The organism is Lawsonibacter sp., assembly GCF_022777125.1.
Taxonomy (GTDB): domain Bacteria; phylum Bacillota; class Clostridia; order Oscillospirales; family Oscillospiraceae; genus Lawsonibacter_A; species Lawsonibacter_A hominis.
The window spans coordinates 1-15,960 of sequence record NZ_JALFGV010000080.1; the positions used below are offsets into that span (position 1 = coordinate 1).

The following is a 15,960-nucleotide window of genomic DNA, read 5'->3' on the forward strand; positions in this document are numbered from 1 at the left end:
CCGTTTACGGGTAAGCCGGTAAAAGAAGGCAAGTAAATAGGCCCCTTTAGGGGCAAGCCCGGGAAATCTGCGCGATTGGCAGACCTTTCGATGAGCCTATAGGCTCTGCCCGGGACATGCCCCAAGGGGGCCTGTGCAAACCACCGGCACGGCCGGTGGTTATGATTATGCCGCTTCCCGACAAGCCGGAATCTGCAGGGAGGTGGTTTTGGAGCTTTTATTATTCTAAGGCATTACCGCATGATTCAACGCGTGCGAATTGGCCGCCAAGACGCGCGTGGGGAATTGTGCAGTGATGCCCTAAGGATGATTCCGTCCGTCGAACTCCCTGGGGCTCACATACCTATGCGGACTAGTGGCGTAGCCGCCTTCGTATTTGACCGTCATATACAGTTCTTCCTCATCGTCTACACTTTCGAGCTTTACATAGCAGACGTCGTTTTCAAACTTATCCGTGATGTCAAGCTTCTGGCCACCCCAGTACACCCAAACGGTCCCATTCTCCGCGTATTCCACATTGGGCGCCGTAATCTGCGCCATAAGGTCTTCTTCTGTCAAAGGGATTTCGGTCCCGTCGGGTGCGAAGGCAACTCCTCCGCCGCCCTGATACTGCACATCACCCTCGCCGCCGGTATGCTCCATGACGTAGTTTCCGTTTCCGTCAAACTCGACCGTTGCCATCGTCTGGTCTCCGTTGAACCAGATCTGCACGGTGCGCTGAATCCCGCCCACATCTGCAGCATATGCGGCCGTGGCGCTTCCTACCAGCATTACGCAGGCAGCAGCAACTGCAGCTATCATTTTGAATTTATGATGTTTCGCTGTTCGTTCCATGATTTCAACCTCCAAAGAAAAACCATCAGAGGTATGAATTGCAGAAAATGCTTGCTTGTATTTTTCCTTATTCGTCATCTTCCCATACCTCCTTTAATGTGCTGCGAAGGGACATTCTTCCGCGTGACAACCTGACCTTCACATTGCCCGGCGTAATTTTCAAAATGTCTGCGATTTCATTTACAGAATAATCTTCGTAGTAAAACAGGTGAACCACAATACGATACTTTTCCGGAAGCCTCATCACCGCCTCAAACAATTCAGACGACTCCTCCGACTCGAAGGGCAAGGTCTCCATGTAGTCCTCCAGCGGGAGAGCGTTTCGCCTGAAACAGGTATGGTTTTTATTCTTCGCCTTGTTGATTGCCACTCTGATCAGCCACGCGCGTATATGCTGCTCTGTTTCAAACTCTTTTTTCTGCGACCAGTACTGAACGAAGGTGTCCTGAACAACATCTTCGGCATCCTGCGCATTTTTACATACGTTAAATGCCGCTGCATAGAGACTGTTCCGATATTCTTCGATCAGCATCTCGACGGGTGGTTTCATAAGCACGTTCCTTAGTCCTTTTGAAAAGCTTTTCACCAATAATACAAATGAGGCCGATAAAAGGTTACAAAGCATCGCTGAAATTTTTCGAATTTCCGGGACGGCCAAAGGTCGCGGCTTCTCAACGTAAGGGCGCGCCAGCACACCGCCGCGCAGCGCAGAGCAAAAAATCAGGGGCAGTCCCAACGACTACCCCTGAAACTGTTTTACGAACACTCAGCGAAATGGATGCGCGCCCCGCTGCGGCTGAACAAGCGGCAAGGCCGCATTCGGGAAGGCTGCGGACGCGAACGGCGCAAGTCTGTTTCAGCGGCAGGGCCTAATCCCGAACCCGGAGACCGTCGATAAACACCGCGCGGATCTGGCTGCGCCAATCAAAGGGATGGGCGTTGGTAACGACGATATCCGCATCCTTGCCCGGGCTGAGGGTGCCCACGCGCCGGCCGACCCCCGCGATCTCAGCGGCGTTGCGGGTAATGGCGGCCAGGGCCTCCTCCTCGTCCATGCCATAGCGCACCGCCATGGCAGCGCACAGGGGCAGGTGCTGGATGGGCGTCTCCGGATGGTCGGTGCAGATGGCCACCTTGACACCAGCCCGGCTCAGGCGGGCGGGATTCTCCAGCGTCTGACCCGCCAGCTCCGGCTTGCTGCGGTCGGTCAGGCAGGGGCCGGTGATGACCGGAACGCCTTCCCGGGCCAACAGATCGGCCACCAGATGGCCCTCGGTCCCGTGGACGATAACATAGCTCAGCCCAAATTCCCGGCTCAGCCGTACCGCCGTGGCGATATCGTCGGCCCGGTGCGCGTGGAAGTGGGCGGGCAGGTCCCCGCTCGCCACGGCGGACAGCGCCTCCAGCTTGGCGTCAAAGTCGGGCATGTCCTCACCCTGATCTTCCTGGGCCTTATCCTGCTTATCCCGGTATTCCAGCGCCCTGGAGAGCTGTTCCCGGATCAGGGCGGCGGTGGCCATGCGGGTGATGGGCGTCTCCTTGCGTTCGTTATAAACGGCCTTCGGATTTTCCCCCAGGGCAAATTTCATGCACGCCGGCGCCTTGAGTACCATCTCATCCACCCAGCGGCCGGTGGTCTTGAGGACGGCGGACTGCCCGGCAATGGGGTTTGCGCTGCCGGGACCGGTAAGCACGCAGGTGACGCCGCCCAGCCGCGCCTCCTGAAAGCAGCGGTCCTGCGGGTTGATGGCATCCAGGGCACGCAGCTGAGGCGTACAGGGGTCGGTGGCCTCATTTCCGTCGTCGGCCTCGAAGCCCAGGGCGTTTCCAAACAGTCCCAGGTGACAGTGGGCATCCACAAAGCCGGGAAGGATGTGTCCGCCCTGTGCGTCCAGCACCTCGCCGAAGGCCCCGGCGGGCAGGGCTTCCATGGATCCCACCGCCGTGATCTTTCCCTCCTCAAACGCGACAAATCCGCAGGGGATTACCGGGCCATCCATCGGATGGACCACCCCGTTCTGAATCAGCATCAGGCATCCGCGTCCTTTCGACAAAAGTTCTCATTGACAGAATTGGTAAAATAAGGTATTCTATGCTTGCAGCTCAGCCAATATGCAGGTTCCATTTTTTCGCGTTCATTCCATTCTCCCGCGCATGATCTGATTTGGGCGTCCCCGTTCGGGGGCGCTCTTTTTTTCGTCAGTCCTCCAGGGTGTACTGGTCCACCAGCGTCACGTCGGCGGTATGCCAGCCGTTTTCCCGGCAGTAGCGCAGCGAGAGCACTTCTCCTACCTGCATCCCGTTTTTCAGGGCCTGCAATTCGTCCATCGTCCGAATGGAGACGCCGTTGGCCTCCACGATCACGTCCCCGGCGCGCAGTCCCTGCCGCCAGGCGTCGGAACCCGCCTGAACGCTTTTGATGCATACGCCCTGCGGCAGGCCCTCGGCCTCGGCCATGGCCTGCGTAAGGGTGTACGCGGTGATGCCGATGGTGGGCCGCCCGGTCACCACGCCTGTTTCGATCAGAGTATCCACCACCGCTTTGACGGTGGCCGTAGGGATGGCGAAGCCCAATCCCTCCACCGTATCATAGTAGGACTGCATTTTCAGATTGGTGATGCCGATCACCTGGCCGTATTCATTGATGAGGGCGCCTCCGGAGTTGCCTGAGTTCAAGGCGGCGGTGGTCTGGATCAGCGACATGGTCCGCCCGTCCACATTCACGTCCCGATTGAGCGCGGAGATGATGCCGTCCGTCATGGTGCCCCGCAGGTCCTCGCCCAGCGGATTGCCGATGGCCAGCGCCACATCCCCCACCCGGAGCAGGCCGGAATCTCCAAAGTCGGCGGGGGAGAGCCCCGTGCATTCGACCTTCAGCACGGCCAGATCGGTCTGCTCATCCCGGCCGACCAGCAGCGCCGGATAAACGCGCTCGTCCCAAAGAACCACATCCACCGCGCTGCATCCCTCGATGACGTGGGAATTGGTGATGATGTATCCGTTCTCCGACATGATCACGCCGGTGCCCAGGCTCATGCTGCTCCCCTTGGTCCCCCGCACGCTGACGATGCAGGAGAGGTTGGCCTGATAGATCTCCTGAAAGCGCAAAGGTTCCCCCTCCGGCAGTGGGAACAGCTCCAGCGTGGTCCCGTCGCCCAAAGGGGCCCGCTCCACGGTGGTGGGCTGCTCCGAGGCAGCGGGAGCAAAGGGCTGCCGTATATCCCCATCCTGCCCGGCGGGCAGCTCCAGCTCCGCCGCCGGCAGCAGGCGGAGCAGCACGGCCACGCCCACCAGCAGGGCAATGGCAATCAGAAAGCACACCACAGCCGTTCGGCCGCCCCGCCGGCGGGGCGGCCACGCCGCAGTCTGATCGTAATAATTGCGCATAAAGCCTCCTCAGGCCAGCGTCAGCGTAAAGACAAACTCGGTCACACCATTTTCACTGCTCACCGTAATGTTTTCTTTGTGGCTGTTCAGGATGGTCTTGACGATATACAACCCCAGGCCCACGCCCTCCCGGTCCACGCTGCGGGATTTGTCGCTTTTGTGGAAGCGGTCGAAGATGAGCGGCAGCTCCTCCGGCGGGATGGTCTGACCGGTATTTCGTACCGATACATAGGCCTTTCCGCCCTTGGTCGTGATGCTCAGGCCCAGGGTGGAGCCCTCGGCGGAAAATTTGATGGCGTTGTCCAGCAGATTATAACACACCTGGGTGATGGAATCCGGGTCGCCCCAGACCAGAACGGCCCCCTCGGGGATCTGGGTATCCACATCCAGATGGCGGGCGTTGATCTTGGTCTCCAGGCTCACCAGCACCCGCAGCAGCACCTCGGACACATCGAACTGTTCCTGGGCGGTGATGTTCTCCGCCGACTGCAGCCGCGACAGGTCCAGCATCCGCCGCACCAGGCGGGAGAGCCGCCGCGTCTCGGAGGAAATGGTCTGCAGGGCCGCCTTTTCATGGTCGGGCGTGATGGTGCCGTCCAGAATGCCGTCGGAGAATCCGGCGATGGTGGTCATGGGCGTCTTGAGCTCGTGGGAGATATTGGCCACGAATTCGCTGCGCCGGGCCTCGCTCTTGGCGATGGAGTCGGCCATGGCGTTGAAGGCCTCGGCCAGCTCGCCCACCTCGTCCCGCCGGTTTTCATAGCCGTTCACCCGGGCGCCGAATTCCCCATGCCCGAATTTCCGCGCCATATCAGCGATCTCCTTCAGCGGCTTGGTCTGCCGCAGGGAGGTCACCGAGCTGGTGATGAAGGCGATGCACAGCACCACCACGGCGGTAAAAAAGAAGATGGAGGCGAACGCCCGCCACATCTCCGTAATGCTGGAGGTATCCGCGGCCATGTAGACCACGGCGATGGTCTTCAGCCCGGTCTGACCGGTGGTCAGATCCAGAGCGTTGACCTGTACGGGAGTCCCCGCCACATAGCGCTTTTCCGGGAACAGTCCGCCCAGGGTGGTGATTCCGGTGAAGCGCCCGTCCTTTTGTACCTGCGCCACCACGCTTTGGGGCAGGGTATAGCCGGTAGAGCCGGTCTGAAGGGTATTCCCGTCGGCGGAGAGGATCACCTGTCCGTCTGCGGCGGTCACCAGGACATAGGCGTCTGAGATGCGGGCGATGGAGGAGACGTAGACCTGATAGCCGTCGTCCCGCACATTAAAGCCGCTGGAGTACATGGCGGAGGTAAACGCCGCGATATAGTCGGCGTTGCGCTCCATGGAATCCCGCTTTTCCTGGACGGTATAGCGGTAGGACAGGGTGATGAAGGCGGCCCCCAGCAGGGCGAAGGAGACCAGGATCATCCCCGCCATCATCACGAACTGCCGCTTGTACAGGCTTTTCATCCAGCCCCGACCTCGAACTTATAGCCCACGCCCCACACGGTCTTCAGGCACCATTGCTCCGAGACGCCCTCCAGCTTCTCCCGCAGGCGCTTGATGTGCACGTCGACCGTGCGGGAATCCCCGAAGTAATCGAAGCCCCATACCTCGTCCAGCAGCTGGTTGCGGGTAAACACCCGGTTGGGCGAGGCGGCCAGGTGGTACAGAAGCTCCAGCTCCTTGGGGGGCGTGTCCACCCGCTTGCCGTCCACCAGCAGCTCGTAAGAATCCAGGTTGATGACCAGCTTGTCGAAGGTAAGCTTCTTCTCCCCGCTGTCCTCCTCGCCGCCGAAGCGGCGGAGCACCGCATGGATCCGGGCCAGGACCTCCTTCATCTCAAAGGGCTTGACGATATAATCGTCGGCGCCCCCCTCCAGGCCGGCCACCTTGTCCTGGGTCTCTCCCTTGGCCGTGAGCATGATGACGGGGGTCTTATCGCTCTCGCGGATCTTTTTCAGCACGGACCAGCCGTCCATGATCGGCAGCATGATGTCCAGCAGCACCAGGTCCGGATGGAAGGAGCGGAACAGCTCCACGCCCTTTCCGCCGTCCCCGGCTACCGCCGTGTCAAATCCTTCTTTCTCCAGATATAGGTGGAGCAGTTCGGCAATGTTGGTTTCGTCTTCCACGATGAGGACCTTTTTAGCCATAGCGCACCGTCCTTTTTTGTTGCGGTCTACTGGTTTGGATACGACAAACGCACAGCGGTCCGTGCGCATCGTTCATGCCCGCCGGCCGGCATCCCGGCCGTTTGCTGCCATTATACCTGCCGCGGGCGGCGGTTGGGTGAATTTTTTGTTAAGAGAATGCCGCAGCATCGGGCAAAGGGGTTTTGCCTGCCCTGTCCGCCTCCCGCAGGGCTAATGCCCGCTTACGTAAGAGCGGTCGAGCTGAAGCACCACAAAATAATGGTCGTCCAGCGTCTTTACCGCCTTTTCGATCCGTGCGGCCACCTCTCCGTCGCTGAGCGGGCACTTATGGGGGACCACCACGTCGAAGATCAGGTTGGTATGGAGGGGGCCGCGGGTCATGCGGAAATCGTGGATCGTCATGGCCGGATCGATGACCTGTACCAGCGCGGCCACCTGAGCGCGCACCCGGTTGACCTGCTCGTCGTTGGTGGCGATGGGATCCATATGCACCGAGGTCTCGATCCCGAACCGGTCCTTCAGCTCCCGTTCGATGTGGTCGATCACATCATGGGCCTCCATGATATCGGAATCGATGGGCACCTCCGCATGGAAGGACATCATGCTCCGGCCGGGGCCGTAGTCGTGGATGATCAGATCGTGCATTCCCGTCACCTGCGGATGGGAGAGCACTGTGGTCTGGATATTCCGCACCAGTTCCGGGTCCGGATTCTGGCCCAGCAGGGGATTGATGGTATCCTTGGCGGCCCCCCAGCCCGCCCGCAGGATGAATACCGCCACCAGGGCGCCCACCCAGCCGTCGATCGCCAGGCCGGTCATCCGTCCCACCAGGGTTCCGGCCAACACGGCGGAAGTGGCCGCCACGTCGGAAAGCGAGTCGGCCGCGGTGGCGGCCATGGCGGCCGAGCCGATGCGGCGGCCCAGCCGGCGGTTGAACAGGCACATCCATAGCTTCACCAGGATGGAAATGGCCAGAATGATCACAGAGACCACGGAGAACGAGACCGGCTCCGGGTGGAGGATCTTCTCAATAGAGCTCTTGCCCAGCTCCAGGCCCACCAGCAGGATGACCAGCGAAACCAGCAGCCCCGTCAGGTATTCCAGCCGCCCATGGCCGAAGGGGTGGCCGTCGTCTGCCTTTTGGCCCGCCAGCTTGAAGCCCACCAGCGTCACCACGGACGAACCGGCATCGGATAAATTGTTGAACGCGTCGGCCGTGATGGAAATCGAAGCCGAGAGCACCCCGGCACAGAGCTTGCCCGCCGAAAGCAGCAGATTGAGCAGGATGCCCACAACGCCGGACAGGACGCCGTAGCGCTCCCGCACCGCCGGGTCGTGGACCTGCTCGCTGTCCCGGATGAAAGTTTTGATCAAAAAGTCGGTCATGCCAGCACTCCCAAGCCCAAATTCGCACCAGGATTTACCCTTTATTATCCCACGTCCTCCGGCCAGCGTCAAGCCCCGCCCCAAGCCATTTCAGGCACGGGCAGAGAAAAGCATGCGCGGGACCAAACGTCCCGCGCATGCCTGAGACCATCGAAACCACTGCGGAGCGTTCGCCCCCTCTTCCGTCCGGGCGCGCCGCGGCGGGAGAGAGTGGAACGCCGTTTCGCGCCACCGGTGCAAAACGCGGCGGGACTTCTCCAGCAAACGCTGGTATGCGCGCCTATTCCACGTCCTCCGGCAAAAAGGCCTGGTAGGGCAGCACACCGGACAGTTCCACCAATACCGGGGAAAAACCGCCGGTGGGGTCGCAGCCCATTTGGGGCGTTTTGAGCATCTGATTCCGCTCCGGCGGGCATACCGGCAGGGAGACCACCGAGCGCAGGCCGCGCCCCTCCCGCTGTTCCAAAACCAGCGCGCCGCCGTGGAGGGATGCGACACGCCGGGCGATGCTCAGCCCGAGCCCCAGGCCGTCCGGCCTGCGGAGCAGGCTTTCTGCGCCGCGCCCTTCCGCGCACGGCGGCAGCCCGGGACCGTTGTCCCACACGGTGAGCACCGCCGCCGACCGGGCATCGGCCAGCCGCAGTCCGGCCTGCCCGCCGCTCCCCGCCGCCCCCAGGGCATTTGCGATCAGGTTGAGCAGCATCCGCCGCAGCAGGGCGGCGTCCCCCACCGTCAGCAGACAGGCGCGCTCCTCCTCGTAGGAGAACTGCACCCCGGCCAGCGCGGCCAGCGGGGTCACCTGCCGCTCCAGCTCCCGGCACAGGCCCGCCAGATCCAGCGGCGCCCGGCGCAGGGCCGGTTCCCCTTCCGGCAGCTGGGCATACTCCGCATTGTTCAGGGTACGGGTCATACGGTATACGCTTTGGTTCAGAATGGCAAGATACTGCCGGTGGCGTTCCTCGCCGGACTCCTGCACAACCGGAGTTAAAAGCTGCGCCGCCGCAGTTAAATTGTTCAGCTGTTCCCGGAGCTGCTCCACCAGAAGCGGCCCCCATTCCTCCAATAACGGCTCCAACGCCGAGCCCTCCTCTCGTATGGACGGTCGAGCACTGATAGCATGTGCAAAAGCGGATCAAAACTGCGATACGAGGTCAGTATACCAAATATTGGTCTGCCGCACAAGAAAAAGATCGAAAAATGTCGAAACTGCAACGTTTACCGATAACCGGCTCGCAAATTCATTCAAATTTCCCATTAACTTTTCGGTTTTTCCTCTTTTCAAGCGCAGAGGATTAGTCTATAATGAAGGCGCGCTGAAAAAAACAGACTTAAGAAATCATTTAGAACGAAGGAGAGATTCATTATGAGCATCAAAGTTGGCATTAATGGCTTTGGCCGGATCGGTCGTCTGGTGTTCCGCGCCGGCATCAGCCGCCCTGACATTGAGTTTGTCGGCATCAACGACCCCTTCATGACGCCGGACTATATGGCCTACATGCTCCGTTACGATACCATGCACGGTCAGTTCCAGGGCGAGATCAGCTATACCGACCACTCCATCATCGTCAACGGCAAAGAGGTTTCCTTCTTCGCTGAGATGGACCCCAAGAACATTCCCTGGGGCAAGGTGGGCGCCGAGTATGTGGTGGAGTCCACCGGCCAGTTCCTGACCAAGGAGAAGGCCCAGGCCCACATTGACGCCGGCGCCAAGAAGGTCGTCATGTCCGCCCCCTCCAAGGACGACACCCCCATGTTCGTGATGGGCGTGAACAACACCGCCTATGATCCCGGCATGGATTTTGTCTCCAACGCCTCCTGCACCACCAACTGCCTGGCCCCCATCGCCAAGGTCCTCAACGACAACTGGGGCATTACCGAGGGCCTGATGACCACCGTCCACTCCACCACCGCCACCCAGAAGACCGTGGACGGCCCTTCCAAGAAAGACTGGCGCGGCGGCCGCGCGGCTTCCGGCAACATCATCCCCTCCTCCACCGGCGCCGCCAAGGCCGTGGGCAAGGTCATCCCCTCCCTCAACGGGAAGCTGACCGGCATGTCCATGCGCGTGCCCACTCTCGACGTGTCTGTGGTGGACCTGACCGTCAACCTGGCCAAGCCCGCGAAGTACGATGAAATCTGCGCTGCCATGAAGGCCGCCTCCGAGGGCGAGCTGAAGGGCATCCTGGGCTATACCGAGGACGCCGTGGTCTCCTCCGACTTCCTGGGCGATCCCCGCACCTCCATTTTCGATGCCGGCGCCGGCATCGCCCTGACCGACACCTTCGTGAAGGTCGTGTCCTGGTATGACAACGAAATGGGCTACTCCAACAAGGTACTGGACCTGATCCAGTATATGTACGGTGTGGACCACAAGTAATCCATTGTAAAGCAGGGAGAAAGCGGAAGCCGCATGCGGCTTCCGCTTTCTCCGTTTTTTCGAAAAACCAAAAAGAAGCAGGGATAGGATTCCCTGTCCCAGGCCGCCGTTCTGTCTTGACGGATAAAATGGTCGCATCCTATTGACAAACGTCCCCGCTGCGTATATACTGTACATGCTGAATATATACAGTAAAACAACAAGAAGGTGCATCATGGACATCATCATCCGCAATTCCGGCGGCATACCCATCTATGACCAGATTACCCGGCAGGTGAAGGGCCTCATTCTGCGGGGCGAGCTGCGGGAGGGCGAGGCCCTGCCCTCCATGCGGCTGCTGGCCAAGGAGCTGCGTATTTCCGTGATCACCACCAAGCGCGCCTATGAAGAACTGGAACGGGACGGCTTTCTGACCACGATTCCGGGAAAAGGGTGCTTTGTTGCCCCCCGCAACCTGGAGCTGGTGCGGGAGGATACCCTGCGCCGGGTGGAAGAACATCTCTCCCGGGCAGTGGACGCAGCCAAGACCGGCGGCGTCACTCTGGGCGAAATGACCGAGACCCTCAACCTTTTATATGGAGACGAGTCATGATGAACTACGCATTGGAGATCGAACATCTGAGCAAACAGTACGGTTCCTTCCGCCTGGACGACGTATCCCTGGCCGTTCCCGGCGGTACCATCATGGGCCTGATCGGCGAGAACGGCGCCGGTAAATCCACCACGATCAAATGTATTCTGAACCTGATCCGCCGGGACAGCGGGACCATCCGGGTGCTGGGCATGGACAATCTCAGAGAGGAGCGCGCCGTCAAGGAGCAGATCGGGGTCGTGCTGGACGAGTGCACCTTCCATGAGACCCTCCGCGCCTGCGAGGTGGGGAAAATCCTGTCCAGGATCTACCGGCGCTGGGACAGCGCGTGCTTCGAGGATTATCTGCGCAAATTCGGCCTGCCCCGGGATAAGACCATCAAGGAATACTCCAAGGGGATGAAAATGAAGCTCTCCATCGCTTCGGCGCTGTCCGCCCGGCCCCGGCTGCTGATCCTGGATGAGGCCACCGGCGGGCTCGACCCGGTGGTGCGGGACGAGATCCTGGATGAGTTTCTGGCGTTCATCCAGGAGGAAACGCATGCCATCCTCATCTCCAGCCATATTACCAGCGATCTGGAAAAGGTGGCCGACTACGTGACCTACCTGCACAAGGGCAAGGTCGCCGTGCAGGGCGCCAAGGATGAACTGCTGGACACCTACGGGCGGCTGGTCTGCGCCCGGAGCGACCTGGCTGCGGTGGACCCGGCCCTGCTGGCCGGCAAACGGGTGAGCCAGTTTGGCTGCGAAGCGCTGATCAAAGACCGGCGCGCGTTCTGCCGCCGTTATCCGCAGCTCACAGTGGACCCTGTGACTCTGGAGGAGATCATGCTCTTCACCGTAAAGGGGGATGCGTCATGCGCGGACTGATCTGCAAGGACTTTTTTGTCATGAAAAAGCAGTTGGGCTACTATCTGGCCTTCTTTGTGGTCTACGGCGTACTGGCCGTGACCGGTGTGTTCCCCGCTTCCATTCTCTCCGCTTTGGTGGCGGTCATCGCCATGATGGTTCCCATGAGCTCCATTGCCTATGACGACCAGGCCCACTGGGGGCGGTACGCCGCCGCCACCCCCGCCGGTCGGAGCGGCGTGGTGGCGGCCAAATACCTCTTTACGCTGCTGGTCCTGGCAGCCTGCGCCGTCCTGGTAGCCGTTCTGGCCGCGATCCTGTCGCTGACCGGGCTGCTCACAGAGCCGCTTGCCGACCTGCTGGCAGCCGTGGGGGCCTGCATGGGCGTGGCCATGGTCATGGACGCCATCCTCCTGCCGCTGCTGTTCCGGTTCGGCGCGGAAAAGAGCCGTACCATCAGCATGATCTTCTTCATCGTCATTTTCGGGGGCTGCATGCTGCTGGGCAAGCTGGCCCAGCAGCAGGGCGGCCTGCCCCGGCCGCCCGCCTGGCTGGCAAACGCCCTGCCCGCCCTGCTGGCGATCCTGGCCGTGGGCACTTTCGTGCTCTCCTACTGGATCGCCCAGGGGATCTACGAAAAAAAGGAGCTGTGAGGGAGCGGATATGTACGCGCTGATCTATAAAGACTTTCTCCTGTTGAAAAAGCAGCTGCTGTACGTTCTGGTGCTCGCCGTCTTCTATACGGTCATCGCAGTCAGCGGCTTCCTGAGCGCCTCCATCCTGCCCGGCATGGTGGTTCTTTTTGCCACCATGCTCCCCATCACCTCGTTTTCCTATGATGAGCAGGCCCGCTGGGGCCAATACGCCGCCGCCACCCCGGCGGGGCGGCGGGGCGTGGTGGCCGCCAAGTACCTCTTTTCTCTCCTGCTCCTGCTGCTGGGCTTGCTGCTGGTGTCGGCTCTCATCACCCTGCTGGTGGGCCTGGGGCTGCTGAGAGAGCCCCTCCCCACCGCCCTGTATGCCGTCCTATGCTGCGGCAGCGTGGCACTGGGCATCGATGCGGTGCTTCTTCCGGTCCTGCTGAAGCATGGAGCTGAAAAGGGGCGTTTCGCCATCATGGCGGTATGCATTGCCGTGGTCGGCGGCGGGATGCTTTTGTGGCAGCTCCACCGCGGCGGGCTCCGTCTCCCGCAGGCGCCCGCCCGGGCGGCTGTGGCGCTTCTTGCGCTCCTGGCTGCGGCCGCCTTTGCCGTGTCTTACGGGATCGCCCGGCACATCTATGAGCGAAAGGAGCTGTAAGCGCATGCTGCATACGCATCGCTGTCCCAAGTGCGGCGCCGGCGACATCCTGCGCATCCCGGACACGCCGGGGCGCTATGCCTCCGGCAATAACATCTACACTTCCAGCGTGACTCTGCTGGGAAAGATCCCGGTCATCCGCCACGTCTGCCTGAACTGCGGTTACACGGAGCACTGGGTGGAAGAACCGGCCCAGCTGGACCGGCTGCGCCGCGCCTTCGGATAAACGACCCGCTCTCCGCACAGGCGGAGAGCGGGTCGTTCTGTATGTATGCTCAGAAGTTGCAGCGGACGATGCACTTCAGGGTCTGGCCGTCCACCTTGCAGGTGATGGTCGTGGTGCCCCGGCCCACGGGCCGGACCACGCCGTCGGCGGAGATGGTGGCCACTGAAGTATCCCCGATGCTCCAGCTGGGCGCGGAGGAGGTGCCGTTTACCTTCATATACACGGCAGGCTCGCTCTTGCTGGAGAAGGTAAAATCCGTCTTGTTCAGGGAGAGGGCGGTACTGGTCCCGCCGGCGGAGGACGCGGCGCCGCTGGTGACGGAGTTGTAGACCTTGCAAGTCTGGGTGATGCCCCCCGCCATGGCGGCGGTAATGGTTGCGGTCCCCGTCTTGGTCCCATGGCTCACCTTGCCGTTTTCATCCACTGCGGCGATCTCCGGGTCGCTGCTGGTCCATGTGATCGTACCGGTGGACCCGGCCGGGAGGAAGGTCACCGTCAGGGTAATGGGATCCGGCCAGGTATCGCTGAGCGTAAACTCGGACTTGCTCAGGGTAAACCCGGTGGCGGTCTGATCGTCGGGGATTGCAGGTTCCACGGAGGCCTCCGGCGGCGTGGTATCCCCCGGCGTACCGGTCTCGCCGGGCGCCGGGGAATCCAGCTGCTGGGTGTTCTGAGCCGGAGAATCCTCCGGCAGGGTGGTCTGTCCCCGGTCCACCAGCGGCTTGATGATGGAGATGACGATCATGACCGCGGCCACGATCAGAGCCAGCGAGAGCACCGTCAGGATGATCCGTCCGACGGAAGGGCCGCCGCCGTAACCGCCGCCCCGGGTATTGCCCGCCAGCCGCCGGCCGCCCCGCGGACGGCCTTCCTCCTCATATTCCATCTCGTCGCAGAACGGGCAGCTTTTATAGGAAGCGGCATAATCCTCGCCGCATTTGTCACAGTGAATCATTTCCTGCCGGGTACCGGCGGTACGCTTCGCTGCCATATGGAATTCCTCCTTCAGACATACTTTGCTATCATTCTACACGCTCGGAACACAGCCGTCAACGCCGGGGCGCAAAATGTAAAGGTTTTTTAACATTTATGTCAACCGCTTCCCGTCCGGTGTTCCACAGACCGACCGGCGGTTCTTTCCGGAGCACCGGCAGACGTAAGCACTTCTTGCGCAGGGCCTGTCTTTGGGATATAATAGCAAAGAAACGAGGTGCATGAACTTGAAGGGATCCCTGAGCGCCGCCGAGGTGCATAAGCAATACAGCGACGGGGTGGCCGCCTTCCGGCGGCAGATCACCGATGCCACCCTGCGCATAAAGTTCACCCAGGAGGTGGACATCTTCTTTCGTGCCTGTACGCTTGGCGTCTGGGGACGGGACGGCGCGTCCATCACACCGCGCCATGTGGAGTACTATAACGCCATCTATACCAAGGGAAACCCGGTGCCCGCCATCCTGTTCTGGGAGCTTTCCACCGCGGTGAGCGAGTACCCCGGCTTTCAGCCGCCTCCCTTTTTTGCCCGCATGCGGGCCAGCGACAAAGTCTCCGGTACCCATCTGGCCCGGCGGTTCATCGACCTGATGACGCTGATGCAGCTGCTTTTCGCCGCTGTGGACGATGTGGTCAGCGAGGAGGAGGCGGGATTCGTCAACGCCTGCGCCGACAGCCTCTCTGCCCTGTGCGACCGGGATGGGCTCAAGGGCGGAAAAGCCCCGCTGGACGCCAAGGATTTCATTTCCAAACGTCCTGAGGCGGATGGGCCCGGGGATGAGGCGGCCCCCGCCGCCGCCGTAGCCGGCGGCGGAGAGGCGGCGCCTCAGACCGAGGCGGAGCAGGCGCCCGCTCCCAGCCTGGAAGAGCTGATGGCCGAGCTGGACGGGCTGTGCGGTCTGGACAAGGTCAAGGCCGATGTGAAAAGCCTGATCAACCTGGTCAAGGTGCGCAAGCTGCGTCAGGAACATGAGCTGCCCATTCCCCCCATGTCTCTGCACCTGGTCTTTCTGGGCAACCCCGGGACCGGCAAGACCACCGTGGCCCGCCTGCTGGCGAAGATTTACCATGCCATCGGGGTCCTCTCCAAGGGCCAGCTGGTGGAGGTGGACCGTTCCGGCCTGGTGGCCGGGTTTGTGGGACAGACGGCCATCAAGACGGGCGAGGTAATCCAAAAAGCGCTGGGCGGGGTTCTTTTCATCGACGAGGCCTATGCCCTGGCCAATCAGGATGCCCCCAACGACTTCGGGAAGGAAGCCATCGAGACGCTGCTCAAGGGCATGGAGGATCACCGCGCCGACCTGATCGTCATTGTGGCCGGGTACACCGAGCTGATGGGAACGTTCATCCACGCAAACCCCGGCCTGGAGAGCCGCTTCAACAAATATTTTTACTTTGAAGATTACAATGGCGGGCAGCTCATGGCCATTTTTCAGTCCATGTGCGCAAAAAACGGATATACGCTCAGTGATGAAGCAGAAGAATACGCCGGAACGTATTTCCGCGAGCTGTATGAGGAACGGGACGAGAACTTCGGAAACGCCCGTGATGTGCGCAATGTTTTCGAACGTGCGGTCTCCCGCCAATCCGACCGTGTGGCCGCTCTGGAGGCTCCCGGCAAGGAGGACCTGATGTCCTTGACCCTGGCCGATCTCAGAGAGGACGACGGCGCCCAAACGGAAGGGACCTGAATCGGAATGCTTCAACAGCCCCCGGCTATGCCGGGGGCTGTTCAGGCTGTTGAAAAACCCTCCTGGAGAAGAGCCTCGCAGAGTTGAGTCGTCCGCAGACGACGGAAGGAAAGGAAACTCCGTCATTTCCGGCGACATGCGCGTCGGAAATGACACCTCTCATGACGGACAGGGCGACTTTTC

Annotated in this window: 16 protein-coding genes; 7 read left to right on the forward strand and 9 right to left on the reverse strand. The window is 61.0% G+C overall.

Annotated features, from left to right (window positions below; genetic code table 11):
• Positions 1-300 precede the first annotated feature (300 nt).
• The 8 genes from MR825_RS06875 to MR825_RS06910 form a co-directional block, all read right to left on the reverse strand.
• The gene (locus MR825_RS06875) at positions 301-912 is read right to left on the reverse strand and encodes a hypothetical protein (RefSeq protein WP_256176484.1); all 612 of its coding nucleotides are present in this window, start codon (positions 910-912) and stop codon (positions 301-303) included.
• Complete coding sequence (locus tag MR825_RS06880) at positions 902-1,570, reverse strand: RNA polymerase sigma factor (protein ID WP_353845870.1); 669 nt, start codon at positions 1,568-1,570, stop codon at positions 902-904. The genes MR825_RS06875 and MR825_RS06880 overlap by 11 nt, the downstream gene beginning before the upstream one ends.
• A gap of 133 nt (positions 1,571-1,703) precedes the next feature.
• Positions 1,704-2,864, reverse strand: coding sequence for an amidohydrolase (locus MR825_RS06885; protein WP_287879760.1), 1,161 nt, complete (start codon positions 2,862-2,864; stop codon positions 1,704-1,706).
• A 169-nt stretch (positions 2,865-3,033) separates the two neighbouring features.
• Complete coding sequence (locus MR825_RS06890; RefSeq protein ID WP_287879763.1) at positions 3,034-4,221, reverse strand: S1C family serine protease; 1,188 nt, start codon at positions 4,219-4,221, stop codon at positions 3,034-3,036.
• A 9-nt stretch (positions 4,222-4,230) separates the two neighbouring features.
• Entirely contained in the window at positions 4,231-5,682 is a 1,452-nt protein-coding gene (locus tag MR825_RS06895; protein WP_186908126.1) for a sensor histidine kinase, read from the reverse strand.
• Positions 5,679-6,368, reverse strand: coding sequence for a response regulator transcription factor (locus MR825_RS06900; protein ID WP_186908125.1), 690 nt, complete (start codon positions 6,366-6,368; stop codon positions 5,679-5,681). The genes MR825_RS06895 and MR825_RS06900 overlap by 4 nt, the downstream gene beginning before the upstream one ends.
• A 210-nt stretch (positions 6,369-6,578) precedes the next feature.
• Positions 6,579-7,754 (reverse strand): cation diffusion facilitator family transporter, encoded by a 1,176-nt coding sequence (locus MR825_RS06905; RefSeq protein WP_186908124.1) that lies wholly within the window; start codon positions 7,752-7,754, stop codon positions 6,579-6,581.
• 280 nt (positions 7,755-8,034) lie between these two features.
• On the reverse strand, positions 8,035-8,829 hold the full coding sequence (locus MR825_RS06910; RefSeq protein WP_287879768.1) for a sensor histidine kinase: 795 nt from the start codon (positions 8,827-8,829) through the stop codon (positions 8,035-8,037).
• 288 nt (positions 8,830-9,117) lie between these two features.
• Between MR825_RS06910 and gap the strand changes: the two genes are divergently transcribed.
• The 6 genes from gap (at position 9,118) to MR825_RS06940 (ending at position 13,096) form a co-directional block, all read left to right on the forward strand.
• The gene (gene gap / locus MR825_RS06915; RefSeq protein WP_287879772.1) at positions 9,118-10,131 is read left to right on the forward strand and encodes a type I glyceraldehyde-3-phosphate dehydrogenase; all 1,014 of its coding nucleotides are present in this window, start codon (positions 9,118-9,120) and stop codon (positions 10,129-10,131) included.
• A gap of 214 nt (positions 10,132-10,345) precedes the next feature.
• Complete coding sequence (locus MR825_RS06920; protein WP_186908121.1) at positions 10,346-10,723, forward strand: GntR family transcriptional regulator; 378 nt, start codon at positions 10,346-10,348, stop codon at positions 10,721-10,723.
• A complete protein-coding gene (locus MR825_RS06925) occupies positions 10,723-11,592 on the forward strand; it encodes an ABC transporter ATP-binding protein (RefSeq protein ID WP_186908120.1) in 870 nt (289 codons plus the stop codon). The genes MR825_RS06920 and MR825_RS06925 overlap by 1 nt, the downstream gene beginning before the upstream one ends.
• Positions 11,580-12,224, forward strand: a complete 645-nt coding sequence (locus MR825_RS06930; protein WP_186908119.1) for an ABC-2 transporter permease — start codon at positions 11,580-11,582, stop codon at positions 12,222-12,224. Before MR825_RS06925 ends, MR825_RS06930 begins: the two co-directional genes overlap by 13 nt.
• Before the next feature lie 10 nt (positions 12,225-12,234).
• Entirely contained in the window at positions 12,235-12,870 is a 636-nt protein-coding gene (locus MR825_RS06935; RefSeq protein WP_186908118.1) for an ABC-2 transporter permease, read from the forward strand.
• Between the two features lie 4 nt (positions 12,871-12,874).
• Positions 12,875-13,096, forward strand: coding sequence for a hypothetical protein (locus MR825_RS06940; protein ID WP_186908117.1), 222 nt, complete (start codon positions 12,875-12,877; stop codon positions 13,094-13,096).
• Between the two features lie 49 nt (positions 13,097-13,145).
• On the opposite strand, the gene MR825_RS06945 is transcribed toward MR825_RS06940, so the two are convergent.
• Positions 13,146-14,087 carry an Ig-like domain-containing protein gene (locus MR825_RS06945; protein WP_287879775.1) on the reverse strand — a complete coding sequence of 314 codons (942 nt, stop codon included), beginning with the start codon at positions 14,085-14,087 and terminating at the stop codon, positions 13,146-13,148.
• A gap of 223 nt (positions 14,088-14,310) precedes the next feature.
• Here MR825_RS06945 and MR825_RS06950 point away from each other — a divergent pair, with 223 nt between their 5' ends.
• Entirely contained in the window at positions 14,311-15,777 is a 1,467-nt protein-coding gene (locus MR825_RS06950) for an AAA family ATPase (RefSeq protein ID WP_287879778.1), read from the forward strand.
• Positions 15,778-15,960: the final 183 nt, after the last annotated feature.